We start from the raw sequence: 26981 nt of genomic DNA, 5'->3' as shown, positions 1-26981 counted from the left end.
TTGTTTTGTGATCTAGCTCAAGTTTTAAAACGATTATAACAAGTTTTGATTATGGATTTTCGGTTAAAAAATAGTTAAAATCGCCCCCGTTTAAATTGGTCATTATTATAATCAATTTAATAGTTGATACGTTATTTTAACGAAATCAAATAAATTATCTATACGAATTTATACTATCGAAATATCTTAACGGTTCGCCGTTATGAAGGAGTGATTATGCAGGTCTCTAGACGTAAGTTCTTTAAGATCTGTGCAGGTGGTATGGCGGGGACGTCTGCGGCAATGTTGGGCTTTGCACCATCATCTGTTTTAGCAGCGCCACGTGAGTACAAATTATTACGGGCGTTTGAATCCCGTAACACCTGTACATATTGTTCTGTAAGCTGTGGTATGTTGCTATATAGCACAGGTAAACCTTACGATTCCTTAAGCAGCCACACAGGTACCAATACCCGTTCTAAATTATTCCACCTTGAAGGTGACCCAGACCATCCGATAAGCCGTGGTGCGTTGTGTCCGAAAGGTGCAGGTGCGTTAGACTATATTAATAGTGAAAGTCGCGTACTATATCCTGAATATCGTGCACCAGGTTCTGATAAGTGGGAACGTATTTCTTGGAAAGATGCAATCAAACGCGTTTCTCGTTTACTTAAAGATGACCGTGATGCTAACTTTGTTGAAAAAGATGCAAGTGGCAAAACTGTTAACCGTTGGACAACTACAGGTATTATGACCGCCTCTGCTATGAGTAATGAGGCCGCTCTTCTTACTCATAAATGGGTGCGGATGTTGGGCATGGTACCGATGTGTAACCAAGCGAATACTTGACACGGACCAACGGTAGCAAGTCTTGCTCCATCATTTGGTCGCGGTGCCATGACAAACAGCTGGGTTGATATCAAAAACGCCAATCTTATTATCGTTCAAGGCGGTAACCCTGCTGAAGCTCACCCTGTTGGCTTCCGTTGGGCGATCGAAGCGAAGAAAAACGGTGCAAAAATCATCGTAGTTGATCCTCGCTTTAACCGTACAGCGTCTGTAGCTGACCTTCATGCGCCAATTCGTTCTGGTACTGATATCGCATTCTTAATGGGTGTGATCCGTTACCTATTGGAAACTAATCAAATCCAACACGAATACGTTAAACACTATACCAATGCTTCATTCTTAATTGATGAAGGCTTCAAATTCGAAGATGGTTTATTCGTAGGTTTTGATGAAGAAAAACATGCTTACGATAAATCAAAATGGAATTACCAATTTGATGAAAATGGTTTTGCTAAACGTGATATGACCTTACAAGATCCACGTTGTGTGATTAATATCTTGAAAGATCACGTCTCTCGCTATACCCCAAAAATGGTTGAGCGTATCACAGGCGTCAAACAAAAAACCTTCTTACAAATCTGTGAAGAGATTGGTAAAACCTCTGCTCCAAACAAAACTATGACGCACTTGTATGCGTTAGGCTTTACTGAGCACACAATCGGTACTCAAAATATTCGTTCAATGGCGATGATCCAATTACTCTTAGGTAATATGGGGATGCCAGGTGGCGGTATTAATGCATTACGTGGACACTCAAACGTACAAGGTACAACTGATATGGGCTTATTGCCGATGTCTTTACCAGGTTATATGCGTCTACCAAATGACAAAGATAGCTCTTACGAACAATACATTAATGCGATTACGCCAAAAGATATCGTACCAAACCAAACAAACTACTATCGTAATACGTCGAAATTCTTCGTGAGTATGATGAAAACGTTCTATGGTGATAAAGCAACCAAAGAAAATGGTTGGGGCTTCGATTTCTTACCAAAAGCAGATCGTTTATACGATCCTATCACTCATGTTAAGTTAATGAATGATGGCAAATTGAACGGTTGGATTTTACAAGGTTTCAACGTATTAAACTCATTACCGAACAAAAACAAAACTGTTGCAGGTATGAGCAAATTGAAATTCTTAATCGTAATGGATCCGCTTCAAACTGAATCTTCTGAATTCTGGAAAAACTTTGGTGAATCAAACGATGTAAATCCAGCTGATATTCAAACTGAAGTATTCCGTTTACCAACTACTTGTTTCGCAGAAGAAGATGGCTCTATTACCAACTCCGGTCGTTGGGCACAATGGCACTGGAAAGGCTGTGACCAACCAGGTGAAGCGTTACCAGATGTTGAAATTCTTTCTATGATTCGTGAAGAGATGCATCATCTCTATCAAGAAGACTTGAAAAAAGGTATTCAACCAAAAGGTTTAGAATCTTTCGAAGCGATGACTTGGAACTATGTACAACCGCATGCACCAAGCTCCACAGAGTTAGCAAAAGAATTAAATGGTTATGCCCTTGAAGATCTTTTAGATGCTAACGGTAATGTGGTTTATAAAAAAGGTCAATTACTTAGCGGATTCGCTCACTTACGTGATGATGGTACAACCTCTGCAGGTAACTGGATATACGTAGGTCAATGGACTGAAAAAGGTAACCAAATGGCAAACCGTGACAATTCTGACCCTTCAGGTTTAGGTTGTACATTAGGTTGGGGCTTCGCATGGCCAGCAAACCGCCGTGTCCTTTATAGCCGTGCTTCACTTGATATTAACGGTAATCCTTGGGATAAACACCGTCAATTAATCAAATGGAACGGTAAAAACTGGAACTGGCATGATGTGGCTGACTATGGTACACAACCACCAGGCTCTGATGCGGGTCCATTCATTATGTCTGCAGAAGGTGTAGGCCGTTTATTTGCAGTAGATAAAATTACAAGTGGTCCAGTGCCTGAGCACTATGAACCAATTGAAAGCCCAATTGATACTAACCCACTGCATCCAAGTGTAGTCTCAGATCCGACAGTTCGTATCTATAAAGAAGACCGCGAATTTATCGGCTCAAATAAAGACTTCCCGTATGTGGCAACGACTTATCGTTTGACCGAGCACTTCCACAGTTGGACTGCTCAATCTGCATTAAATATCATCGCTCAACCACAACAATTCGTGGAAATCGGTGAAAAATTAGCGGCAGAAAAAGGTATCCAAAAAGGTGATATGGTGAAAATTACTTCTCGCCGTGGCTACATTAAAGCCGTCGCAGTAGTAACAAAACGTTTGAAAGATTTAGAAGTCGACGGACGTACCGTACACCATATAGGTCTTCCAATTCACTGGGGGATGAAAGCCTTAAATGGTAAAGGTAACCGTGGTTTCTCCACCAATACCTTATCACCATCTTGGGGTGAATCGGTTACACAAACACCAGAATATAAAACATTCTTGGTAAATATCGAGAAGGCGGGGGCATAATATGGCAGGAAATGGTCAAGGCGTTCAATCGCAAGACATTATCAAGGTCTCCGCTACGTCTGGTTTTACGCCGGCACCTCAAGCGCGAGATCATAAAGTTGAAGTAGCAAAATTAATCGACGTATCCACCTGTATCGGTTGTAAAGCCTGTCAGGTGGGCTGTTCAGAGTGGAATGATATCCGCTCTGACGTCAATGCAAAATGTGTGGGGATCTACGATAACCCAGTAGATCTCAACGCAAAAGCATGGACGGTAATGCGCTTTAACGAAGTAGAAGAAAATGATCGTTTAGAATGGTTAATCCGTAAAGATGGTTGTATGCACTGTTCAGAACCAGGCTGTTTAAAAGCTTGTCCTGCACCTGGTGCAATCATCCAGTATGCGAACGGTATCGTGGATTTCCAATCTGATAAATGTATCGGTTGTGGTTACTGTATCGCAGGTTGTCCGTTCAACATTCCACGTATGAACCCAGACGACAACCGCGTGTACAAATGTACCCTTTGTGTGGATCGTGTTTCTGTAGGCCAAGAACCGGCTTGCGTGAAAACATGTCCAACCGGTGCAATTCGTTTTGGTTCTAAAGAAGAAATGAAACTCTACGCAGAACAACGTGTTGCTGACTTAAAATCACGTGGTTACGAAAACGCGGGCATCTATGACCCTGAAGGCGTAGGTGGTACACACGTAATGTATGTATTACATCATGCTGATAAACCAGAGCTTTATTCCGGTCTTCCTAAAGATCCACAAATTGACCTCACCGTCACTGTGTGGAAAGATATCTTGAAACCGGTAGCCGCTGTGGCAATGGGTGGTTTAGCACTTGCTGAAATTGGTCACTACTTAGCTGTAGGTCCAAACGTGGAAGAAGATGTAGAAGATCATCACGAAAAATTTGAAGAAGAAGATAGAAAAGGGGGCAAAGATGAGTAAGATTGAGATTAGCAATGATACTCGAATCATTCGTCATAGAACGCCTGCTCGTTTTAGCCACTGGCTACTCGTAATCTGCTTCTTTATGACGATGTTCACTGGTGTAGCATTCTTCTTCCCAGATTTTGCGTGGTTAACTGAGATTTTAGGTACCCCGCAATTGGCGCGAGCAATTCACCCGTTCACCGGTATCATTATGTTTGTTGCCTTTATTTTCCTTGGCTATCTTTACTGGGATCACAACATTCCAGAGAAAAACGATATCCGCTGGTTAAAAGGCATGCTTGAAGTATTAAAAGGAAATGAACACGCTGTTGCTTATAACGGTAAGTATAACCTTGGTCAAAAAATGTTATTCTGGACATTGAACTTGGCGATGGTTACCTTGCTTGTAACCGGCATCATTATGTGGCGTCAATTTTTCTCGCACTACTTCTCTATTCCGGTATTACGTTTTGCGATTTTACTTCACTCTTTAAGTGCATTCATGTTGTTCACCGGTATCTTGGTACACATGTACATGGCATTCTGGGTAAAAGGCTCCATTCGTGGTATCGTGGAAGGTTGGGTAACCGTTCGCTGGGCGAAAAAACACCACCCGAAATGGTATCGTGAGGAAGTACTTCCTAAGCTAGAAGAAGACCTTAAAAACGAAGCTGAAGGTAAAAAAGTAAAAACCAAAGCATTGTTCAAAGGTATCAATGGCTAAAATCAAAAAGTGCGGTTAAAATTGACCGCACTTTTTCTTATAAATACTTAAGAGACAATTATGAGTATCAAAATCTTATCTGCAGACGAAATCAAACAAAAAACGAATTCATACGATATTCCGCCTGTTTTGTTTGCTAACCCTAAAAATCTTTATCAACGTCGTGCAAAACGTTTAAGAGAATTAGCGAAAGATCATCCATTGGCTGATTATTTACTCTTTGCTGCAGATGTTGTGGAAAGCCAATTAAACGTATTTGAAAAAAATCCATTAGAAAAACAGCATTTCGATAATTTAGATGAACTTGAACCGTTAAATACTAAAACATTTAAACGCTCAAGCATTTGGATTGAATATCTCAAAGAAATTTTACATAGCATTAAACCAAAAGCAAATGAACAGGTTCTTGCTACGATTGAGAATCTTGAAAAAGCCTCTGATAAAGAACTTGAAGAAATGGCTAGCCATCTTTTAAGCCAAGAGTTTAATTTGGTGAGCACTGATAAAGCTGTCTTTATTTGGGCTGCGCTTTCTCTTTATTGGCTACAACTGGCTCAACAAATTCCTCATAACAGTCGCCAAGAAGGAACTGACAATCTACATTACTGTCCTGTTTGTGGTTCTGCACCCGTATCAAGTGTTGTCCATATCGGTACTTCACAAGGTTTACGCTATTTGCACTGCAATCTCTGTGAAAGTGAGTGGAATTTAGTGCGCGCACAATGCACAAACTGCAATGAACACAAAAATCTTGAAATGTGGTCATTAAATGAAGAGCTTGCTCTTGTTCGTGCTGAAACCTGTGGCGATTGCCAAAGCTATTTAAAAATCATGTTCCAAGAAAAAGATCCGAATGTTGAAGCGGTAGCAGATGATTTAGCATCAATTTTCTTAGATATTGAAATGGAAGAAAAAGGCTTCGCACGCAGTGGATTAAATCCATTTGTCTTCCCTGCTGAAGAAGTGTAATGTCTTATTTTTCAGATAAACAAAGTGCGGTCAAAATTGACCGCATTTTTTCATTCTAGAGATAACATGCCATCACGACAGCATTTTCTCGTCCACCATCTGGTTTGGGATAATAATTCTTACGAATATCAACCTCATTAAATCCCAACTTTTCATAAAGGAATCGAGCAGGATTCGATTCACGCACTTCAAGCCAAAGCGTTTGAATACCTTTCTCTTTAAGCTTATTCATTAAACCTTGCAATAAAAACGAACCGCATCCCTTTCCTTGTTGAGCTGGATCAATCGCAATATTAAATAATGTCGCTTCATCTAATACCATTTGGCAAATAGCAAAACCCAGCACTTGCTCCTTTTCCACTAATTTCAAATTGAGATAACGCTCGCCGACATTATTTTTCAATGTCCCCAATGACCAAGGCACAAGATGTGCTGCTTGTTCAATTTCATATAAGCGATCCATATCGCATTCTTCAATAGGAAAAAGAGAAGGCATCATGATTAAATTTGTTGGATTTGTTGCCAAAGCTCACGTTTAGCTTGGCTATCTTGCTGGAATTGTTGCCAATCAACAGAGCGATAAACACGCTCTGCATTTAAGCAATAAGGTAAAGTGCGGTCGATTTCATCAGTATTTTCAGCTAATAACCAATACCGTACAGAATGTTGTAACGTGATATGTTGGATTTGATCGAAATTCAGGCAAAGGCAACCTTCTTTTTTGAGCTCTAGCGCAAGTCGAATATCTGCAAAAAGCGGTGAACTCGAGAAATTATCATTAGTCACCACAATAAATTTCACTTGTTCAGAAACACTCACACCAACCGCTCCTTGCAATACTTCTGGGCGATAGAGCTGCCAACGGGTTATCCCCATTTCATGTAAAAGAAGATTGCGTCTATCCATAGATTAACGAGCGATAGTATCTAACGGATAATCTCTTAAACCTTTAACAATCGCTTTTTCTTGCGCATCTGTTGGTTTTTCTTGATACGCTTTTAAGCTACGGAAAGAAAGAATGTTTTTTGCTTGATGTACCACGACAACAAGACGTTGGAAATCTTTACCATCACAAGCATAATAAGCATCAGAACCATTACCCATTACTTTTAAATCGCATACTTTTTTAGTTGCATCAAGATATTTTGTTGTCAGTTCAGGAATGTATGAAACATCTTTTAAATAATAGGTTTCACTGGTGATAAATTTACGGTTACTACGATCTACACTAGATGCCCCACTTAAGAAACGCGAATCTTCTGATTTATCAAAGGCTTTCGTTTGTTTATAGAATTTTTCACCGTTGAATGTAATTTCTTGGTTACCTTTTTTAAGGCGTTCAAACTGTGCATCTAAGCTTTGCACTTGCGCAGCAGGTAATTCAACTTTTGAGCTTGTTGGTAAGGTTGAAGTTTTTTGTTTGCTACCTTGAAGTTGTTCGATTAATTGACAGCCAGACAATAAACTTGCCATTGCGACTGCGGTGATGATTTTTTTCATAAATAATTCCTTAATAAATACGTTTAAATCGTTTTCTTTTGTTAGAATAACACGTAATTTTAACCAATAAACCACAGGATTTAAAGCGTGATTTCTCTCGAAAGCGAAGTTTTACAACGCCATCTTCCCCTTTTTAGCGGTAAATCAATTCTTCTTGCCGGCGGCATTAATGATGATTTTCCTCAAATATTGCAAAAACATTGCCAATCTGTGCAGGTTTGGAGTTGGTATTTTGATTATGCCAAAACCCAACGTGCGGTCAATTTTGAGGTTGAATTTCAGCCGCAAGCCGATTTGATCATTTATTATTGGACGAAGAATAAACAAGAAGTGAATTTTCAGCTGATGCAACTACTCGCCAAAAGTAAAATTGGTCAAGAAGTGTTAATTATTGGTGAAAATCGTTGTGGCATCCGTTCAGCTGAAAAACTACTTGAACCTTATGGTGAAATTGGCAAAATCGACTCTGCACGTCGTTGCGGCTTATATCATTTTGCCTTACAAAAACAACCGCACTTTGATCTTCAATCTTATTGGAAATGCTACCAAAATGATGTATTAGGCGATCTCCGTATTTTCAGTTTGCCGGGTGTATTCAGTGCCAATGAACTTGATAGTGGCACGTCACTTCTACTTTCTACCTTAACATCACCAATTCAAGGCAAAGTGTTAGACGTTGGTTGCGGTGCGGGTGTTATTGGTTCAATGATCAAAAAACATCACCCTAAAGCGGATGTCACAATGACTGATATTCATGCAATGGCAATTCAATCCGCTCGCCAAACACTTGCTGAAAATCAGCTTGAAGGTCAGGTTATCGCAAGCGATGTGTTTTCCCATATTGAAGGGAAATTTGATCTAATTATTTCAAATCCGCCTTTCCACGATGGAGTCGATACGGCTTATCGTGCGGTGAAAGAACTTATTCAACAAGCTAAATGGCATTTAACGACAGGCGGAGAACTGCGTATCGTTGCTAATGCATTTCTTCCCTATCCCGATTTATTAGCACAACATTTCAGTAAGTTTGACGTACTTGCTCAAACCACCAAATTTAAAGTGTATTCCGTGAGAAATTAAGGAGAAAACAATGTTTGTAACCAGTTCAGCCATTCAAAATGGTGCCTTTGAAGACAAATATGGTAAACGCGGCACACAATTTAGCCCAAATGGTATGCCGCTCTACTCTATCCCGTTTGAAATTCATGATGCACCTCAAGGTACCAAATCCTTTGCGGTTGTCTTAGAAGATAAAGACGCAATTACGGCGAGTGGCTTTGTGTGGATTCATTGGCTCATTGCGGATCTTGAACGTACCGTTATCCACGAAAATGAAAGTCAAACTGCAACAGATTATGTACAAGGTGCAAATACTTGGGCAAGTAAATTAGGTCAATTTGATATCGAAGAAGCCTCATTCTATGGTGGTATGGCCCCACCAAACTGCTTACATCGTTACGAGCTTATTGTGTATGCACTTGATACCAAACTAAACCTCAAACCGGGATTCCGTTTTAATGATCTACATTTTGCAATGCAAGGGCATATTCTAGAGCAAGCAGTGGTAATGGGCACCTATGATGTTTAATCATTTATAGCTCATTCTAAAAATACCATAAAAAATGACCGCACTTCGATAAAGTGCGGTCATTTATTTTGAGGGTTTATAATGTGATTTTATTTGATGAGTCTTTCACTAATTTCGCGTGCGCTTTTTTCTGTTCTTTCATCTTATTGCTCGTTTCACGGCGTAAAGTAGAAAGTTCCGCATTGCGAATGTTGTACTCATCCACACGGCCTTCATAATCATCACGCATATTTTCGATAATCGCACGAACATCTTCAATGCTCATATCATCACGAATATATTGATTTAAGTTATCTAACAATAAGACACGTTTTTGGTTATCACGAATTTTGCGGTTGTTGTCTTCAATGTCACGTTTAAGTTTATTTTTCAAACGATACAAACGCACATACTCTAATACTTCTTGGAAGGATTTACTTACATTTCTCATGATCTACTCTCTCAAAGTTAAAAACAAGCTTCGAGTACTGTAGCCTTTTTTTTCGTCCCCGTCAAAAGCTTAAATTTAAATTGATAGATTAGATCAAAAAACTGTTTGATTTAGTTGATTATCCTATTCGGTAGTGGTAAAAATGAAGAATCCATTCAAAATAAAATAAGGAAACACAATGTCAAAAGTCTTTAATTTTAGCGCGGGTCCAGCCATGATTTTTCCTGAGGTCCTACAAAAAGCACAAGCTGAGTTAACCAACTGGCTTGGTCAAGGTGTATCGGTAATGGAAGTCAGCCACCGTGGCAAATATTTTATGGAATTGATTACCCAAGCAGAAAAAGATCTGCGCGAGGTATATCACATTCCAGATAACTATCGTGTATTATTCCTACAAGGTGGCGCTCGTGGTCAATTTGCAGCCTTGCCAATGAACTTAATCGGTGAGAAAGGCAAAGCACTTTACTTAAATAGCGGTCACTGGTCTGCAACTGCAGCGAAAGAAGCGCGTAACTTTGCTGAAATTGATGAAATTACCATTGTAGAAAATGGTGATCACACACGCATTACCAACCTTGATTTCAGTGACATTGCGGAACAATACGATTATGTTCACTATTGTCCAAATGAAACGATTAGCGGTGTTGAAATTTTTGATGTACCGAATGTGGGCAATGCGGTACTTGTAGCAGATATGTCATCTAATGTGCTCTCTCGCGAAATTGATATTAGCAAATTTGGTGTCATTTACGCTGGTGCACAAAAAAATCTTGGCCCAGCAGGGATTACACTTGTGATTATTCGCGATGATTTAATTGGCCATGCTCGCCAAGCGACACCATCAATTTGGAATTACGCTACACAACGTGATGCAGACTCCATGATCAATACTCCACCAACATTTGCTTGGTATCTCTGTTCATTGGTCTTCAAACACATTCAAGCAATTGGCGGCTTAAAAGAAATTGCAAAACGTAACGCCGTGAAAGCACAAACCCTTTATGACTACATTGATAGCAGCAAGCTCTATCGTAACGTGGTAGCTAAAGAAAACCGTTCAACCATGAATGTCACATTTGTAACAGGCAATCCTGAACTTGATGCTAAGTTTGTTGCAGAATCGACAGCTGCAGGTCTTCAAGCCTTAAAAGGCCACAAAGTGTTAGGTGGTATGCGCGCCTCTATCTATAACGCGATGCCATTAGAAGGGGTACAAGCGCTCATTGAATTCATGAAAAAATTTGAAGCTGAAAATAGCTAATTATCTGATTTATTAAACTCAACGTGCGGGCTGAAAGGCCCGCTCGTCTTTATAAGGAAAGCATATGCAATACATCAACGTCGCCAATCAAGGCGTGAAATCTCTTTCACCTTACCAAGCCGGAAAGCCAATCGAAGAACTTGAACGAGAATTAGGCATTACTGATATCGTTAAACTGGCCTCAAATGAAAACCCTTTCGGTTTTCCTGAAAGTGCGAAAAAAGCCATTCAAGCCCAACTTGATCATCTAACTCGCTATCCTGATGCGAATGGTTTTGAACTTAAAGCGGCTATTGCAAAAAAATTTGGTGTGCAACCTAACCAAATCACCCTTGGTAATGGTTCGAACGATTTATTAGAACTCTTTGCCCACACCTTTGCGGGTGAACACGATGAAGTGATTTATTCACAATATGCTTTTATTGTTTACCCTTTAGTGACGAAAGCTATTAATGCTGTCGCAAAAGAAATTCCCGCTAAGAATTGGGGACATGATTTAAACGGATTTTTGACCGCACTTTCAGATAAAACCAAGCTAATTTTTATTGCCAATCCAAACAATCCAACGGGGAATTTCTTAACGGAAGCAGAATTAGATGACTTCTTAGCCAAAGTGCCTGAAAAAGTGATTGTGGTACTAGATGAAGCGTATACTGAATTTACTCATCCAAGCGAACGCGTTAATTCTTTTGCATTACTGGAAAAATACCCAAACCTTATTGTTTCTCGCTCCCTATCAAAAGCTTATGGACTTGCGGGTTTACGCATTGGTTACGCAGTCTCTAATCCTGAAATCGCAGACTTATTAAACCGTGTTCGTCAACCGTTTAACTGTAATAGTCTTGCTTTGACTAGTGCAATTGCAGTGATGAACGATGATGCCTTTGTCGAAAAAGTGGCTGAGAACAACCACCAAGAAATGAAACGTTATGAGGCCTTCTGCCAACAATATGGTTTAGACTTTATTCCATCTAAAGGTAACTTTATTACCATTGATTTTAAACAGCCTGCCGCACCAATTTATGATGCATTATTGCGTGAAGGCGTGATTGTACGCCCAATTGCAGGCTATGGCATGCCAAATCACTTACGTATCAGTATTGGCTTACCACAAGAAAATGACAAATTTTTTACTGCACTCGTTAAAGTGCTGAATTTAGGAAAATAAAAATAAGGCGCTTTCTTTTAACTAGAAAGCGCCCTTTTATTTATTCAGGAAAAATCTCATTCAATATCAATGCAATCCCATCATCATTATGCGAAGCGGTGACGCGATTAGCAGCTTGTTTAATTTCATCCGGTGCATTGCCCATTGCAACGCCTAATCCCACACTTTCTAGCATATCTAAATCGTTAAAATTATCACCGAAAGCAACACATTCTTCCATCTTCACATGAAAATAATCTTCAAGAAAACGTACTGCGTTACCTTTTGTCGCAGATTTATGCATCACCTCAAGGAAATTCGCATGAGAACGGCAAATGCTTAAATGTGGGAATTTCTCTTTCAAGATTTGCTCAATAGCAATCACTTCATCCGTTTCACCAATGATTTGAATTTTATGCGGAGAATAGACCGCACTTTCATCATAAGGATCAATTTGAATGCCTGTCACGCTACGTTCATAAATCACCCATTTATTATCCAAATCGCGAGCGACGCAATCATCATAGGTATAATAATTGACACCTAACGCAGGATGATCTGCTAATACTTGGTTAATGGCTTGGATATCAGCGGGATCAATTTGTACTGAATAAATAGGCGTGGCGTTTTTATCTAAAATCAAGGCACCACTGAATGCCACAATGATATTGTAATTTTCAATGAGTTTTGCATAAGGCCAAATACCAAGCGGCGAACGAGCAGAGATTGGTGTAAATGGAATACCTTGTTTTGTAATGCGTTGAATTGCATCTAAGGTTTTAGGCAAAATTCGATGATCCGACGTTAATAAGGTACCATCAAAATCGCTGAATACGGCTTTATACATAATTGCTCCAAATCGTCATTATTTTTCGGAAAGGTAAGGATCGGCAAAGCCCAAACCCTGCATAATTTCAGTTTCTAAACTTTCCATTTCTTCGGCTTCATTATCTTCAATGTGATCGTACCCCAACAAATGTAAGCTGCCATGCACAATCATATGCGCCCAATGTGCCATTAAAGGCTTTTCTTGCTCGATAGCTTCACGCTCCACCACTTGACGACAAATCACTAAATCGCCCAACAGCGGTAATTCCACTTCATCAGGACATTCAAAAGGGAAAGACAATACATTGGTTGGACGATCTTTACCACGATAAGTCAAATTCAAGTCATGACTTTCCGCTTCATCCACAATACGTACTGTCATTTCAACATTATCACTTTCTGGTTGAACTGCAGCGGTTGCCCATTGCAGAATTTGCGCTTCTGATGGCAAGCCTTCTGTATTTTCACAGGCCAGTTGCAAATCGATAATCATATTGCCCATGTTATTCTCCTAAATTCGTTTCATTTTCTGACCGCACTTTTTGCTCACGTTCAGCTCGACGCTGCGCTGCGATTTCTTGGCGACGAATTTCATCTTGAGCTTCCCATTCTTCGTAAGCCTGCACCACTTTTGCCACCACAGGATGTCGTACAATATCTTTACTCTCAAAGTAGTTAAAGCTCAATTCCGACACTTTGCTTAATACTTCCATGGCGTGGCGTAAACCCGATTTTGTGCTGCGCGGTAAATCGATTTGAGTCACATCCCCTGTAATCACGGCTTTGGAATTAAAACCAATACGAGTCAAAAACATTTTCATTTGTTCAACTGTTGTATTTTGGCTTTCATCTAGAATAATAAAGCTGTCATTGAGTGTGCGACCACGCATATAAGCCAATGGCGCGATTTCAATCACATTACGCTCCATTAATTTTTGTACACGTTCAAAGCCAAGCATTTCAAATAACGCATCATAAAGTGGTCGTAAATAAGGTTCAATTTTTTGGCCTAAATCACCCGGCAAGAAACCTAATTTTTCGCCCGCTTCCACCGCAGGACGAGTCAGCAAAATGCGACGAATTTCTTGGCGCTCTAATGCCTCAACAGCAGCCGCTACGGCTAAAAAGGTTTTCCCTGTGCCAGCGGGGCCAATCCCAAAACTAATATCGTGCGTAAGAATATTATGTAAATACTGAATTTGATTTTCACCACGCGGTTTAATCAAACCTCGCTTGGTTTTAATTGTGGTGCTATAGACGTGATTTTCACTGCGTGACTCACTGCCCTCTTGCGATAACATTCTGCTCTCTTGCAAGGCAATATGCACATCTTCCAAATCAAGTTCTTTCACTTTCCCCTTAATTGGCGCTGTCTCCACATATAATGCTTGGATTAATCTAGCTGCACGCTCAACTAATTGCTCATGATGTGGTTTCGGACTTTCATCGTTAGATTTCACCGTGAAAGTGAAATTATTGCGGGAAATATTGAGGTTAAATTCTTTTTCAATCAGTTTGATATTTTCATCAAATGCCCCACAAAGGGATTGCAGACGATCATTTTCTTGAGGTTCTAAGGTAAAAGTTGTCATTAAATTTCATTTTAGAATTGTGAATACTGTTTCCATTTTAGCCTAATTACGATGAATGTAAAACGGGCTTCACCAACTGATGAAGCCCGATAACTAAATTAAGGTAATTCAGGGAAAAGCATCTTAATCACATTCATTGTCAATCGTCGAGATTGTCCACTAAATGGGAAAATATGCATCATCATCATAGGATTAAAGTTTGCCTCAATCACACCCCACGAATGTAAACTCGGTTCTGCCGGCTGTTTCAAATCAGGAATAATTAAATCTACACCACAAACTGCCGCCCCCATTGCCTTGCTAATCCCTACCGCAATTTCTTTGTAACTGGCATGCATTTCATCCGTCATATCAATAGAATCACCGCCTGTACTAATATTAGAATTCGCACGTAATTGAACAAGTTGATCTTTTGCAGGAATAGAATTCACGGTTAATCCTTGCTCCTTAAGCTGCAACTGCTCAATATCCCCCAATGCTATTTTTTTCAATGGTGTACGACTGCCATCGCCCCGTAAAGGATGATCATTTTTAGCGGCAACTAATTCAGCAACAGTATGTACACCATCTCCAATTACATTTGCTGGAACACGTAATAAGACGGCTAACGTTTGATCCCCTAGCACAAAGAAGCGATATTCAGTGCCAAGTAGATAATCTTCAACCATGATCTCTTTATCTTCACGGAAAGCAATTTCTACTGCTTTTGCAAAATCATCTCGATCCGTTACACCTTGTTGGAAAATACTGATCCCTAAACCAAAATTCGTTGATTTTGGCTTAATCACGACAGCTCGATTCTCAAAAAGTGGGAAATTTTCGACCGCACTTTTCACATCGGTAAACTCGATGCTTTGTGGTACATTAAATCCGGCTTTCGCTAACACTTTCTTCGTCACCACTTTATTTTCCATGATGAGTGGGGAAATATAGCTATCGTGAGAAGTCATATTACCGTTTTTCACATATTCCAAATGGTCGCCAAATTGAAGACTGATAAATTGATCGCGTTCATCTAAAATCTCAATCTTTAGCCCTTTTTGGATTGCATCAAACAATAACGCTTGTGTGGACAGTTCCATATTATCAAACGCAGTTAATGCATAAAAACGTTCAAAGGCTTTTGCTTTATTAGATTGCGCAATATCGGCCCCTAATTGTTGGTAACTGCCGACCTGTTCAATTGCCGCAACCACTTTGGCACAAAGCGTTTGGCTTGGTTCCGCAAATTGTCCTAATTTGTCTTTAACAATCGTTTTAATCTCATCACTCACATTGAGTTGCTCAAGCATTTTGAACATTTCAAGGAGGACTAATTCCCCTTCTACCGCATAAGCACTTTGCTGTCTTGGGTCTTCCCATGCCACTTCAGCAAGACGTGCTTTACCTAATTTTATGCCCTCTTGATCAGCGGTATCGTCAAGCCATGCCATTAACAAAATAAAATAATGAATGAATTTCGCATCTGCAAGTTCCATTCCATAAGGTGCAAACGGATTGAGATCAAACAAACGAAATTCTAAATATTGAATTCCTTTTTCAAGTAAATCGCGCGCTTTTTTAGCGCCACGCAAACGTACGCTTGAGTAAAACTCTTTTTCCGCAATCAAATCACCCGATTTCACCCAGTGTTCTAACGTCTCAACATACTCTTGCAAACTGTCATAAGAAACGTGGATCTTCGGATCATTCACATAACCATATTTCCCTGAACGTAAACTGCGAACATATTGATGCGATTTAAGTGGTGAATGACCTCTGAAATATTTTTCCTCTACCGTCGGTGTCGCAGAAAACAGATAAAGCAGAATCCATTGATAGCGTAAGAAGTTTTTGGCTATTTTTAGGTAAAAATCATTTTGAAAATCAACCGCACTTTGTGTTTCATTTTGTGCATGAAATAAAGCATCAATAAACTTAGGGTCAATTTGAAAATTGTAATGAATACCACTGACCATTTGCTTATATTTACCGTAAGACTGGACTAAATGCTCCCGATAAGCCACATCTTCCTGATTATCTAATTGTGCAACCTTAATGTGTTCTTCTGGTGGTAACCCTGCAGGCATACTAAAAGGAAAAATAAATTCATCCTCCGGTAAAGTTCGCAAAGTCACTTCATGAATGGCTGAAAGCCAACGTAATGTATCCTCTAATTTTTTCATAGGGGGAGTCACCAATTCCAACTGACTTTCTGCAAAATCAGTTTGAATATAAGGGTGGAAACGACGATTACCAAAAGCTTTAGGATGCGGTGACGTCACAATTGAACCATCTGCATATACCCGTTGACTTTCCTTTTCAATCCCAAATGACCCTTGCTGGAATAAGAGCTCTAAATGATGTTGTTTAATGATTTGCTGAATATTCATATCCGTCCTTATTAGAAATTTCTACTAGACATTATGGAGAAAAATCAACATAGGACGAAGTAAAAAAATAGAATGGGATATGAAATTTTGATATAAGAGAAAAACATCTGAGAATTATTTGCATTATCTCTTTTAAATATATTAGAATGGGACGAATTTTATTTTCAGAAAATGGGCGATTTGCCCGATAATATAAAGGAGTTTTCATGAAAATTAAGCACTTCCAAATTGCCGCACTAACCGGCTTAATGGCGTTTGCAGGATTCGCTTCTGCAGATATTACTGTTTACAATGGACAGCACAAAGAAGGTTCTCAAGCTGTTGCTGATGCATTTACAAAAGCAACGGGCATTAAAGTGACCTTAAACAGTGCTAAAAGTGATCAACTTGCAGGTCAATTGAAAGAAGAGGGAGATAAAACCCCTGCTGACGTATTCTTTTCTGAACAAACTGCACCTTTCGCGGCACTCTCTGATGCAGGCTTATTAGAACCGCTTTCTGCAGATACTATTAAACAAACTGCACACAAGGGCGTTCCTGTTGCACCGAAAAAAGACTGGGTCGCATTAAGCGGTCGTTCTCGTGTTGTGGTTTACGATCACACTAAATTATCTGAAAAAGACATGGAAAAATCCGTGTTAGATTATGCAACACCAAAATGGAAAGATAAAATTGGTTACGTTCCAACTTCAGGCGCATTCTTAGAGCAAGTTGTTGCGATTACCAAATTAAAAGGTAAAGATGCCGCTCTTAAATGGTTAAAAGGCTTAAAAGAAAACGGTAAACTTTATGCGAAAAACAGCGTTGCTCTTCAAGCGGTTGAAAATGGTGAAGTACCCGCAGCGTTAATCAACAACTATTACTGGTATACACTTGCAAAAGAAAAAGGTGCTGATAACCTCAAAACACGTCTTTACTTCATTCGTCATCAAGATCCAGGTGCATTAGTGACCTATTCTGGTGCAGCGGTATTAAAAGGTTCTAAAAATAAAGAAGAAGCGAAAAAATTCGTTGATTTCTTAGCAAGTAAAGAAGGACAACAAGCGTTTGTTTCAGTACGTGCAGAATACCCACTTCGTACCGATGTGGTTTCTCCATTTAACATGGAACCTTATGCGAAATTAGAAGCGCCTGTTGTTTCGGCAACCACTGCTGAAGACAAAGACAACGCCAATAAACTTATTGAAGAAGCTGGTTTGAAATAAGTTTAATTTGCTATGCAATATAGGGCGTGTAATACACGCCCTTCTGTTATTTACTCTACACTAATATTTTCAAAGGATTTTTCTGTGTCTAATCGCCCACCTCGCTGGCTTATAGCCTTAATCGTGCTGATTAGTTTGCCATTATTACTCCCTTTTTTATATGTTATTGAGCGTGCTGCAGATGTCGGATTGGCTCGCAGCATTGAATTACTTTGGCGCCCAAGAATGTGGGAATTGCTCAGTAATACCCTACTTTTAATGGTATTTGTCACACTTTTTGCCATTATTCTCGGCACACTATGTGCGTTTTTATTAGAACGTTATCGCTTTTGGGGAAAAGGCTTTTTCCAAGTAGCCATGACGCTCCCTCTTTGTATTCCGGCTTTTGTCAGTTGTTTTACGTGGATCAGTCTTACCTTCAGAGTGGAAGGCTTCTGGGGAACCATCGGCATTATGACGCTGAGTTCTTTCCCGCTTGCTTATCTCCCTGTCGCGGCGACCTTAAAAAGACTCGACCGCTCTTTAGAAGAAGTGAGCCTTTCATTAGCTAAAAGCCATGCTTACACATTTTGGCATGCGATTTTTCCACAACTCAAACCCGCCATCGGTAGCAGCGTATTATTAATTGCGCTTCATATGTTGGTAGACTTTGGCGCCGTGTCTATTTTAAATTACCAAACCTTCACTACGGCAATTTTCCAAGAATATGAAATGGCCTTTAATAACAACACCGCCGCCTTACTTTCTGGTGTGTTAATGGTGATCTGTATCTTTGTTGTGATGGGGGAAATTCGTTTTAGAGGCACACAAACACTCTATCAAAGCGGCAAAGGCGTAATACGTCCGTATCCATTGAAAACCCTCTCAGCAGGAAAACAAATTTTAGTCGTAAGCTTTTTCACGACCATTTTTGTGCTCAGTATTGGTGTGCCGATTACTATGCTGATTTATTGGCTAACCGTGGGAAGTTCCATTGAAGGTGCGGTCGATTTTGGGGAATTTTTTACCGCCTTCACAAATTCACTGACTATATCAACACTGGGTGCAACACTTACCGTTATTTGTGCACTACCATTGGTATGGGCTGCGGTACGCTATCGCAGTAAATTGACGATTTGGCTTGATCGAATCCCTTATCTACTTCACGCTGTGCCAGGGCTTGTTATCGCATTATCATTGGTCTTCTTTACCATCAACTATGCCTATTCCCTTTATCAAACCTTTGCCATGGTTATCGTCGCCTACTTTATGCTTTATCTTCCAATGGCACAAACGACCTTGCGGAGTTCGCTTGAACAAATGTCTAGCAACATTGAAAAGGTAGGACAAAGCTTGGGCCGTAGCAACTTTTATATTTTCCGAACCTTAGTCATTCCGGCTATGCTACCAGGGATTGCTGCTGCCTTTGCTTTAGTGTTCTTAAACTTAATGAAAGAGCTCACCGCAACCCTATTGCTGACCCCAAATGACATTAAAACGCTTTCAACCGCCGTATGGGAATACACCTCTGATGCACAATATGCGGCTGCTACGCCTTATGCCATTATGTTAGTGCTATTTTCAGGGATTCCTGTATTTTTACTGAAACGATACGGTTTTAAATAACGAGAAGATAAAAATGACAACATTACTCGACATTAAAAATTTGAATAAATCCTTTAATGGACACCAAGTTCTACACAATATCTCTCTGCAATTAGAGAAAGGTGAAATTCTGTTTCTTCTCGGTGCATCTGGTTGTGGGAAAACTACCTTATTGCGTAGTATTGCTGGTTTTGAACAACCAACAAGCGGTGAGATTTGGTTAAAGAATCAACCTATTTTTAAAGAAAATCTCAATGTGCCAACCCAGCAACGCAAATTAGGGTATGTGGTACAAGAAGGCGTGTTATTCCCTCATTTAAATGTTTACCGTAACATTGCTTATGGTTTAGGCGATGGTAAAGGAAAAATGGAAGAGGAAAAACAACGCATACAGGAAGTGATGAAACTCACGGGTATTAGCAGCTTAGCGGACCGTTTCCCTCATCAGCTTTCTGGAGGTCAACAGCAACGTGTTGCACTTGCTCGAGCACTTGCACCAAGCCCTGAATTAATTCTATTTGATGAACCATTTAGTGCGTTAGATGAGCATCTGAGAAATCAAATTCGTTACGATATGTTACAAGTATTAAGAGAAAGTGGTTCCTCTGCCGTATTTGTGACCCATGATCGTGATGAAGCACTATGCCATGCGGACAAGATCGCAGTGATTCAAGAAGGAAAAATTCTCCAAATTGCGACACCTAAAACGCTCTATTGGTCCCCTCAGTATTTGTCTATTGCTAAATTTATTGGGGACAGCATTATTCTTCCTGCAACATTAAAAAACGATAGCATCGCGACCTGTCAATTAGGTGAAATTGCCGTCGAAAATAAAGGAAATGGCCATATACAAGGGAAAGTGTTATTCCGCCCTGAGCAATTCTCTCTTGCGAAAAAAATCCAAGATCCGATCGCTTCTTTTAACGGTGAGATTAAGCGAATTGAATCAAGAGGACGAGCTATCAATATTTGTATTGATGTTAGCGGTTATGAATTGAATATCAATGAAGATCTCATTAACGAATACCATACTGGCGAACAAGTCACGATGTATTTATATGGGAAAGGGGTATTCTATAATGACTAAAAAAGGCGGAACACATTGTTCCGCCTTTTTATATGATTTAATGACCAAGTGATTTTCGCATTTTGATGTTGAGCATTTCAACTACTGCTGAGAAGCCCATTGCAAAGTAAATGTAGCCTTTTGGAATATGAATATCCAAGCTTTCAGCCATTAAACTTACTCCAACTAAAATTAAGAATGCTAAGGCTAAAATCTTCAATGTCGGATGGGTATCAACAAAATCACCAATTGGTTTCGCCGCAAACATCATCACACCTACTGCAATCATAATTGCCAAGATCATCACTGGAAGGTGGTTTGCCATCCCTACAGCTGTGATCACTGAGTCTAAAGAAAACACAATATCTAAAATCGCAATTTGGATTAACACGCCTAAATAACTGACTTTCTTCTTGTTATTCTCTTCTTCATGATGTGATTCAGGATGCATCGCTTCTTTAATTTCACCTGTACTTTTCACAATCAGGAATAAGCCCCCCAGGAATAAAATCAAATCGCGGCCTGAAATTTCCTGACCGACTAAAGTGAACAGTGGTTCCGTTAATTTCATCATCCAAGAAAGGGAAACAAGAAGTAAAATACGGGTAATCATCGCTAACCCAAGACCGATAATACGACTAGATTGGCGTTGATTCGCGGGTAAACGTCCCACTAAAATACTAATAAAAATAATATTATCGATACCCAAGACGATTTCAAGTGCGGTCAAAGTGAGCAATGAAATCCATGCTTCAGGATCAACAAGCCATTCAAACATAATATGTTCCTATATAAAATCCGAAAGGTTGAATCATAGACAGTTCGTGTAGAAAATCAAGATTTTTCCTAACTTTTTAAGGTCTCGAAAATCTTTTCTGCTAACGCTTTAGAAATACCAGGTACAGAGGCGATTTCATCCAACGTGGCATTTTTGACACCTTGCAATCCACCTAAATATTTCAACAAGGCTTGACGTCGTTTAGCGCCTACCCCTTCAATGGTTTCCAATCCACTTTGGGTAAAGGCTTTTTGGCGTTTTTGACGATGACCGCTAATCGCATGATTATGGCTTTCATCTCGAATATGTTGGATTAAATGCAGCGCAAGACTATCATCTGGCAAATGGATTTCACGATCTTGTTTGCTGATAATCAACACCTCTTGTCCCGCTCGACGATCCACACCTTTTGCGACACCAATTAAGTGCGGTCGGTTTTTATCCCATTTTACATTAAGTTGATAGAACACCTCTAAAGCACGATTAAGTTGTCCTTTACCACCATCAATAAAAATAATATCGGGAATTTTATCTTCATCAAGATCGCGGTCGTAACGTTTCTTTAAGGCTTGCTCCATCGCGGCATAGTCATCGCCGCCAGTAATGCCTTCAATATTAAAACGACGATAGTCTGATTTCAGCGGACCTTCTTGGTTAAATACCACACAGGATGCAACCGTTTGATTGCCCATCGTATGACTAATATCAAAACATTCCATGCGTTTAATTTCAGGCATATCGAGCAACTCACAAAGGGCTTGATAACGTTCGTGCATTCGGGAAGATTGTTTAAGTTGAGTCGCTAAAGCCGCTTTGGCATTAATTTGTGCTAGTTGTAGATATTTACCTTTATCGCCTTTAGCAGATTCTTGTATCACCACTTTTCGACCGGCTTGTTCAGTTAATAAGGCCTCAAGCTCGGCTTTTTCATCTAGTTTATGATCCACAATAATACTATTCGGAATACTTCTGCCCTGATGACCTTGCAAATAAAACTGCCCAACAAAAGTGGCTGTTAATTCGGATAAATCGGTATTGTCGGGTACTTTCGGAAAATAGCTGCGATTGCCTAATACTTTACCTTGACGAATAAACATCACCTGAACACAAGCTAAACCGTGCTGATACGCAATGGACATAATATCCATGTCGTCCAAACGCTCATTGGAAACAAATTGTTTTTCGATAACAGCACGAACGGCTTGAATTTGATCACGATAACGCGCTGCACCTTCAAAATCCAAGTCTCGGCTCGCCTGCTCCATTCTGCCAATGAGATAATCTAATACTTGCTGATCTTTCCCTTGCAAAAATAATCGTGCTAATTCCACTTGTTGGTTATATTCCTCATCAGTCACATAACCTGGCACACAAGGTGCTGAGCAACGCCCAATTTGATATTGCAAACAAGGGCGGGAACGATTGTTATAAACCGAATTTTCACATTGACGAACAGGGAACAATTTTTGCATTAACGACAAGGTTTCACGTACTGCACCTGCATGAGGATAAGGTCCGAAATACTCACCTGCAATTTTTTTCGTTCCACGATAAGAAGTAATACGAGGATGACGTTCTTTCGTCAATAAAATAAAAGGATAGGATTTATCATCTCGCAATAATACGTTATAACGAGGTTGATAAAGCTTAATGAAATTATGCTCAAGCAATAATGCTTCTGTTTCAGAAGAAGTAATCGTCGTATCAATATGATGAATTGACGACACCAAGGCTTCTGTTTTTTTGCTACTTAAGTTTTTGCGGAAATAGCTGGAAAGTCGCTTTTTAAGATCTTTCGCTTTGCCCACATAAATAACCTGATCTTTATCGTCATACATACGATAAACACCAGGTTCATGAGAAACATCTGAGAGAAACTTTTTAGAATCAAACATCAGTAAAAACTACGCCAAAATTGACCGCACTTTTTCTAAATCTTCTGCCGTATCCACACCAACAGCCGGGACTTCTTTCGCCAATTCCACATGGATACGCTCACCGTACCACAATACACGGAGTTGCTCTAATTTCTCTAGATTTTCTAACTGCGTTGGTGCCCATTGCACATATTGTTTAATAAAACCTGCACGATAAGCATAAATACCAATATGACGAAGATACGTGTCAGCCAGTTGTGCTTTTGAAGTGTCTTCTAATTGCATAAACTGATCACGATCGTAAGGAATCACTGAACGGGAAAAATATAAAACGTAGCCATCTTTATCCGTAACGACTTTCACGGCATTTGGATTAAATAACTCTTCCGCTTCATGAATTTTTACGGCAAGCGTCGCCATATTCACGTTAAACTTCGCTAAATTCTCTGCCACCTGACTCACAATAACAGGCGGAATTAACGGCTCATCCCCTTGAATGTTTACAATGATTTCATCGTCAGCAATACCAAGCTTACTTACTACTTCCGCTAAACGCTCAGTACCAGAATTATGCGCTTCTGATGTCATGCAAACTTCAGCCCCAAAAGTTTTTGCGGCCTTTTCAACTTGTTCGTTATCTGTGGCAATAATGACTCTGCTCGCGCCTGATTGTTGAGCTTTCTCAAAAACATGTTGAATCATGGGTTTACCGGCAATATCAGCTAAAGGTTTACCTGGTAAGCGGCTCGATGCAAAACGAGCAGGGATAATAACTGTAAATGACATAAGCATTCCTTATTCTTTCAATATTTCGGCTTTTTCTGCCAACAAAATCGGCACGCCGTTTTCAATAGGATACGCCACTTGCTCAAAAGGGCAAATGAGCCGTTGATTTTCTTGATCGTATTTCAATCTTGCCAAACATCTCGGGCAAGCGATCACGTCTAATAATCGAGGATTAAGTTTTTCACGCATATTTCACTCGAATAGAGTTAAACTAAATGACGGATTTTTTCCCACAATTGTGGAAGTTTTTGGCCTTGGTTTTCAGCCTCAACAATCTCCGCATCAACTGGAACATACCACCAATTCTCTTTAGCAAAAGCTTGGCATTTTACGGCATCCTTTTCGGTCATAAAGAGCGGTTGGTTTTCAGCGAGTTTTTCTAATAATTGCGGCTCAAAATGTTGATGATCTTGAAAAACTTTCGTATTGGCTAAACGAATATTTAAATTTTCCAACATCGTGAAAAAACGTTGTGGGTTACCAATCCCCGCGATGGCTGAACCTTGAGTAAATTCACTTAACAAGCGTTTTTCTGCCGTCACTAAATTAATTGCATAATGAGGAACTAATTGCATAATGGCATCAGAATAAGCATTTTTTCCGCCGTTAGTAATCACAAAGTCCACATTTTTTAAACGACTTGGCAATTCACGCAAAGGCCCTGCAGGTAGCACAAAGCCGTTCCCTAAAGCTCGCTCTGCATCCATCACCACAATTTCAATATCACGTTGCAACTTATAATGTTGTAATCCATCATCCGAAATAATCAGATCGCAATCCTGTGTTTTCAAAAGTAATTCAATAGCTTGTTGACGATTCGGTGAAATCACCACAGGCACACCTGTTCTTTTGGCAATTAAAACAGGTTCATCGCCCCCTTGAACAGGGTCTGTTTCAGGTGTGACAAGTAAAGGATAGGTTTTAGATTGGCTACCATAGCCACGAGAAATCACGCCTACACGTAATCCTTGTTTTTGTAACTCTTCAACTAACCAGACAACGACAGGGGTTTTACCATTTCCACCAACAGAAAGATTACCAACAATAATGACGGGTTTCGGAGATTTATAAGAAGATAAGATATTCAGAGAAAATAGTGCTCGGCGAATTTGGCTAATCAACCAAAATAGCAGTGAAAAAGGCAGAAGCAACCAAGCTAGCTTTGAATTAGAGTACCAAAAAGGCATTTCATTTATCCTATATTGATTTTGGGCGAACACATTGGTTCGCCCTTATTATTTTATCCGCTAAACTGCATACTGTGTAATTGTTTATACGCACCATCAAGCGCTAATAAATCTTGATGCGTACCACGTTCTTTAATTTCACCGTGTTCAATAACTAAGATTTCATCGGCATTTTCAATGGTTGATAAACGATGCGCAATCACCAATACCGTACGATCTTTCTTCAGTTCTTCTAATGCAGACTGAATCGCACGTTCAGATTCGGTATCAAGAGCAGAAGTCGCTTCATCTAAAATTAAAACAGGTGAATTACGTAATAGCGCACGAGCAATGGCTAAACGCTGACGTTGACCACCAGAAAGACTTGCGCCATTCTCACCAATAACGGTATCAAAACCTTGTGGAAGTTTCTCGATAAACTCTAGGGCATAAGCCGCTTTTGCTGCTTCGATAATTTCTTCACGCGTGTATTTATCTTCTGCTGCATAAGCAATATTATTAGCAATCGTATCATTAAATAAATGCACTTGTTGAGAAACAACAGAACAATTCTCACGTAAATTAGATAAACGATAATCTTGAATTCTCACGCCATCTAATAAAATCTCGCCTTCGTCAATATCGTAGAAACGCGTCACCAAATTGGCAATCGTTGATTTACCCGAACCTGAACGTCCCACTAAAGCCACGGTTTTGCCTGCAGGCACATAAAAAGAGATATTATTTAAGGCTTTCTCTTCTTTACCCTCATAAGCAAAACTCACATTTTTAAATTCTAAATCACCTTTTGCGGGTTCTGCTTTATACGTGCCATTATCTTTTTCAGTTTCTAAATCTAAGATAGAAAATAATGTCTGACAGGCCGCCATGCCTCGTTGGAATTGTGAGTTTACATTCGTCAAGGATTTTAACGGACGCATCATCGCTAACATGGAAGAAAAGACGACAGTGAAAGAACCTGCAGTTAAATTATCATCCGCAATTAATGGTGTGGTTGCCAAATAAAGCACGGCGGCTAACGCCAAGGAAGCAATCACTTGCACAACAGGATCAGAAATCGCATCGGCAGTCACCATTTTCATGCCTTTACGACGCATATCGTTACTGACTTTATCGAAACGCTCTTCTTCTACTAACTGACCACCAAAAGAAAGCACCACTTTATGCCCTTTTAGCATTTGTTCCGTCGCAGAGGTTAATTCCCCCATAGAATCTTGCATGTTTTTACTAAGCTTACGGAAGATCTTCGATACAAAGCGAATAAGCACTGCAATAATTGGCCCGATGACGAAAAGAACCAACGTCAGTTCCCAACTGGTGTAAAACATCACCACGAGCAATGAAATTAAATAGGCACCCTCACGTACAATGGTCACTAATGAATTAGAGGAAGAATTAGCAATCATTTCTGAATCGTAGGTAATACGAGAAAGCAATTTCCCCGTTGAATTACGATCAAAGAAACTTACCGGCATAAACATCAAATGTTTAAACAAACGGCGGCGCATAATCATCACCACTTTGCCAGACACCCAAGCCAAGCAATAGCTGGAAATAAAGTTAGTCACACCACGCAACATAATCATACCAACCACTACAAACGCCATCAGTTTTAGGAAGGAGTGATCTGCTTTCCCAAAACCATCATCGAGCAACGGTTTAAGCATATAAATCAGGCCTGAATCAGCCAATGCATTAAAAACGAGAGCGACAGCAGCGACAAATAAGCCCGATTTAAAAGGTGAAATCATCGGCCATAAACGCTTAAAAGTTTGCGAAGTTGAAAAATCTTTATCTTGCATAGTTTATTCTTGCATCACATTGTCTTAATAAAAATTGGCTGCATTGTA

The 26981-nt window shown here is 39.8% G+C and carries 25 protein-coding genes; 11 read left to right on the top strand and 14 right to left on the bottom strand.

Features of this window, described 5'->3' with window-relative positions; translation table 11 throughout:
• The first annotated feature begins 216 nt into the window (after window positions 1-216).
• From fdnG to fdhE, 4 genes are read left to right on the top strand one after another with little or no spacing between them, the layout of a single operon-like run.
• Window positions 217-3315 carry a formate dehydrogenase-N subunit alpha gene (gene fdnG / locus A9500_RS06960; protein WP_143421586.1) on the top strand — a complete coding sequence of 1033 codons (3099 nt, stop codon included), beginning with the start codon at window positions 217-219 and terminating at the stop codon, window positions 3313-3315.
• Window position 3316: 1 nt separating this feature from the next.
• Window positions 3317-4252, top strand: coding sequence for a formate dehydrogenase subunit beta (fdxH, locus tag A9500_RS06955; protein WP_054417980.1), 936 nt, complete (start codon window positions 3317-3319; stop codon window positions 4250-4252).
• Complete coding sequence (locus A9500_RS06950) at window positions 4245-4961, top strand: formate dehydrogenase subunit gamma (protein WP_054417982.1); 717 nt, start codon at window positions 4245-4247, stop codon at window positions 4959-4961. The genes fdxH and A9500_RS06950 overlap by 8 nt, the downstream gene beginning before the upstream one ends.
• 60 nt (window positions 4962-5021) lie before the next feature.
• Window positions 5022-5930 (top strand): formate dehydrogenase accessory protein FdhE, encoded by a 909-nt coding sequence (gene fdhE / locus A9500_RS06945; protein WP_065244368.1) that lies wholly within the window; start codon window positions 5022-5024, stop codon window positions 5928-5930.
• A gap of 55 nt (window positions 5931-5985) precedes the next feature.
• Here fdhE and rimI read toward each other — a convergent pair whose 3' ends face one another.
• From rimI to A9500_RS06930, 3 genes are read right to left on the bottom strand one after another with little or no spacing between them, the layout of a single operon-like run.
• Entirely contained in the window at window positions 5986-6426 is a 441-nt protein-coding gene (gene rimI, locus A9500_RS06940; protein ID WP_065244404.1) for a ribosomal protein S18-alanine N-acetyltransferase, read from the bottom strand.
• Between the two features lie 5 nt (window positions 6427-6431).
• Window positions 6432-6836, bottom strand: a complete 405-nt coding sequence (locus A9500_RS06935; RefSeq protein ID WP_065244367.1) for a DNA polymerase III subunit psi — start codon at window positions 6834-6836, stop codon at window positions 6432-6434.
• 3 nt (window positions 6837-6839) lie between these two features.
• A complete protein-coding gene (locus tag A9500_RS06930; RefSeq protein WP_065244366.1) occupies window positions 6840-7430 on the bottom strand; it encodes a hypothetical protein in 591 nt (196 codons plus the stop codon).
• A gap of 87 nt (window positions 7431-7517) precedes the next feature.
• On the opposite strand from A9500_RS06930, the gene rsmC reads away from it, so the two are divergent.
• Both rsmC and A9500_RS06920 read left to right on the top strand, forming a co-directional pair.
• Window positions 7518-8510: a 16S rRNA (guanine(1207)-N(2))-methyltransferase RsmC gene (gene rsmC / locus A9500_RS06925; RefSeq protein ID WP_065244365.1), complete on the top strand. Its 993-nt coding sequence runs from the start codon at window positions 7518-7520 to the stop codon at window positions 8508-8510.
• Window positions 8511-8520: 10 nt separating this feature from the next.
• Window positions 8521-9018 carry a YbhB/YbcL family Raf kinase inhibitor-like protein gene (locus A9500_RS06920; protein ID WP_065244364.1) on the top strand — a complete coding sequence of 166 codons (498 nt, stop codon included), beginning with the start codon at window positions 8521-8523 and terminating at the stop codon, window positions 9016-9018.
• A gap of 76 nt (window positions 9019-9094) precedes the next feature.
• Here A9500_RS06920 and A9500_RS06915 read toward each other — a convergent pair whose 3' ends face one another.
• Window positions 9095-9448 carry a DUF496 family protein gene (locus A9500_RS06915; RefSeq protein ID WP_054417992.1) on the bottom strand — a complete coding sequence of 118 codons (354 nt, stop codon included), beginning with the start codon at window positions 9446-9448 and terminating at the stop codon, window positions 9095-9097.
• A 178-nt stretch (window positions 9449-9626) separates the two neighbouring features.
• On the opposite strand from A9500_RS06915, the gene serC reads away from it, so the two are divergent.
• Both serC and hisC read left to right on the top strand, forming a co-directional pair.
• Window positions 9627-10709, top strand: coding sequence for a 3-phosphoserine/phosphohydroxythreonine transaminase (serC, locus tag A9500_RS06910; RefSeq protein WP_065244363.1), 1083 nt, complete (start codon window positions 9627-9629; stop codon window positions 10707-10709).
• A gap of 64 nt (window positions 10710-10773) precedes the next feature.
• Window positions 10774-11877: a histidinol-phosphate transaminase gene (hisC, locus tag A9500_RS06905; RefSeq protein WP_065244362.1), complete on the top strand. Its 1104-nt coding sequence runs from the start codon at window positions 10774-10776 to the stop codon at window positions 11875-11877.
• Between the two features lie 40 nt (window positions 11878-11917).
• Here the strand turns inward: hisC and A9500_RS06900 are convergent, their stop codons facing one another.
• The 4 genes from A9500_RS06900 to gshAB all read right to left on the bottom strand — a co-directional run bounded on the left by A9500_RS06900 (window position 11918) and on the right by gshAB (window position 16648).
• Window positions 11918-12703, bottom strand: coding sequence for a Cof-type HAD-IIB family hydrolase (locus A9500_RS06900; protein WP_065244361.1), 786 nt, complete (start codon window positions 12701-12703; stop codon window positions 11918-11920).
• An 18-nt stretch (window positions 12704-12721) separates the two neighbouring features.
• Entirely contained in the window at window positions 12722-13186 is a 465-nt protein-coding gene (gene ybeY, locus A9500_RS06895) for an rRNA maturation RNase YbeY (RefSeq protein WP_065244360.1), read from the bottom strand.
• Window position 13187: 1 nt separating this feature from the next.
• Window positions 13188-14276, bottom strand: coding sequence for a PhoH family protein (locus A9500_RS06890; protein ID WP_065244359.1), 1089 nt, complete (start codon window positions 14274-14276; stop codon window positions 13188-13190).
• Window positions 14277-14374: 98 nt separating this feature from the next.
• A complete protein-coding gene (gshAB, locus tag A9500_RS06885) occupies window positions 14375-16648 on the bottom strand; it encodes a bifunctional glutamate--cysteine ligase GshA/glutathione synthetase GshB (protein ID WP_065244358.1) in 2274 nt (757 codons plus the stop codon).
• Window positions 16649-16854: 206 nt separating this feature from the next.
• Between gshAB and A9500_RS06880 the strand changes: the two genes are divergently transcribed.
• The 3 genes from A9500_RS06880 (at window position 16855) to A9500_RS06870 (ending at window position 20524) form a co-directional block, all read left to right on the top strand.
• Window positions 16855-17853: an iron ABC transporter substrate-binding protein gene (locus A9500_RS06880; protein ID WP_049355936.1), complete on the top strand. Its 999-nt coding sequence runs from the start codon at window positions 16855-16857 to the stop codon at window positions 17851-17853.
• An 84-nt stretch (window positions 17854-17937) separates the two neighbouring features.
• Window positions 17938-19458 (top strand): iron ABC transporter permease, encoded by a 1521-nt coding sequence (locus tag A9500_RS06875; protein ID WP_049370161.1) that lies wholly within the window; start codon window positions 17938-17940, stop codon window positions 19456-19458.
• 13 nt (window positions 19459-19471) lie between these two features.
• A complete protein-coding gene (locus tag A9500_RS06870) occupies window positions 19472-20524 on the top strand; it encodes an ABC transporter ATP-binding protein (protein WP_065244357.1) in 1053 nt (350 codons plus the stop codon).
• Window positions 20525-20561: 37 nt separating this feature from the next.
• Here A9500_RS06870 and A9500_RS06865 read toward each other — a convergent pair whose 3' ends face one another.
• From A9500_RS06865 to msbA, 6 genes are all read right to left on the bottom strand, one after another.
• Complete coding sequence (locus tag A9500_RS06865; protein WP_065244356.1) at window positions 20562-21281, bottom strand: TerC family protein; 720 nt, start codon at window positions 21279-21281, stop codon at window positions 20562-20564.
• A 68-nt stretch (window positions 21282-21349) separates the two neighbouring features.
• On the bottom strand, window positions 21350-23176 hold the full coding sequence (gene uvrC / locus A9500_RS06860) for an excinuclease ABC subunit UvrC (protein ID WP_065244355.1): 1827 nt from the start codon (window positions 23174-23176) through the stop codon (window positions 21350-21352).
• A gap of 9 nt (window positions 23177-23185) precedes the next feature.
• On the bottom strand, window positions 23186-23944 hold the full coding sequence (kdsB, locus tag A9500_RS06855) for a 3-deoxy-manno-octulosonate cytidylyltransferase (protein WP_065244354.1): 759 nt from the start codon (window positions 23942-23944) through the stop codon (window positions 23186-23188).
• Between the two features lie 9 nt (window positions 23945-23953).
• Window positions 23954-24133, bottom strand: a complete 180-nt coding sequence (locus tag A9500_RS06850; RefSeq protein WP_065244353.1) for a Trm112 family protein — start codon at window positions 24131-24133, stop codon at window positions 23954-23956.
• Window positions 24134-24150: 17 nt separating this feature from the next.
• Entirely contained in the window at window positions 24151-25131 is a 981-nt protein-coding gene (gene lpxK, locus A9500_RS06845; protein WP_065244352.1) for a tetraacyldisaccharide 4'-kinase, read from the bottom strand.
• Window positions 25132-25184: 53 nt separating this feature from the next.
• Entirely contained in the window at window positions 25185-26933 is a 1749-nt protein-coding gene (gene msbA, locus A9500_RS06840) for a lipid A ABC transporter ATP-binding protein/permease MsbA (RefSeq protein ID WP_065244351.1), read from the bottom strand.
• Window positions 26934-26981: the final 48 nt, after the last annotated feature.

The sequence above is a fragment of the Haemophilus sp. CCUG 60358 genome (genome assembly GCF_001679485.1).
In the GTDB taxonomy this organism is placed as follows: domain Bacteria; phylum Pseudomonadota; class Gammaproteobacteria; order Enterobacterales; family Pasteurellaceae; genus Haemophilus_D.
This window is presented reverse-complemented; position numbering and strand designations above follow the sequence as displayed.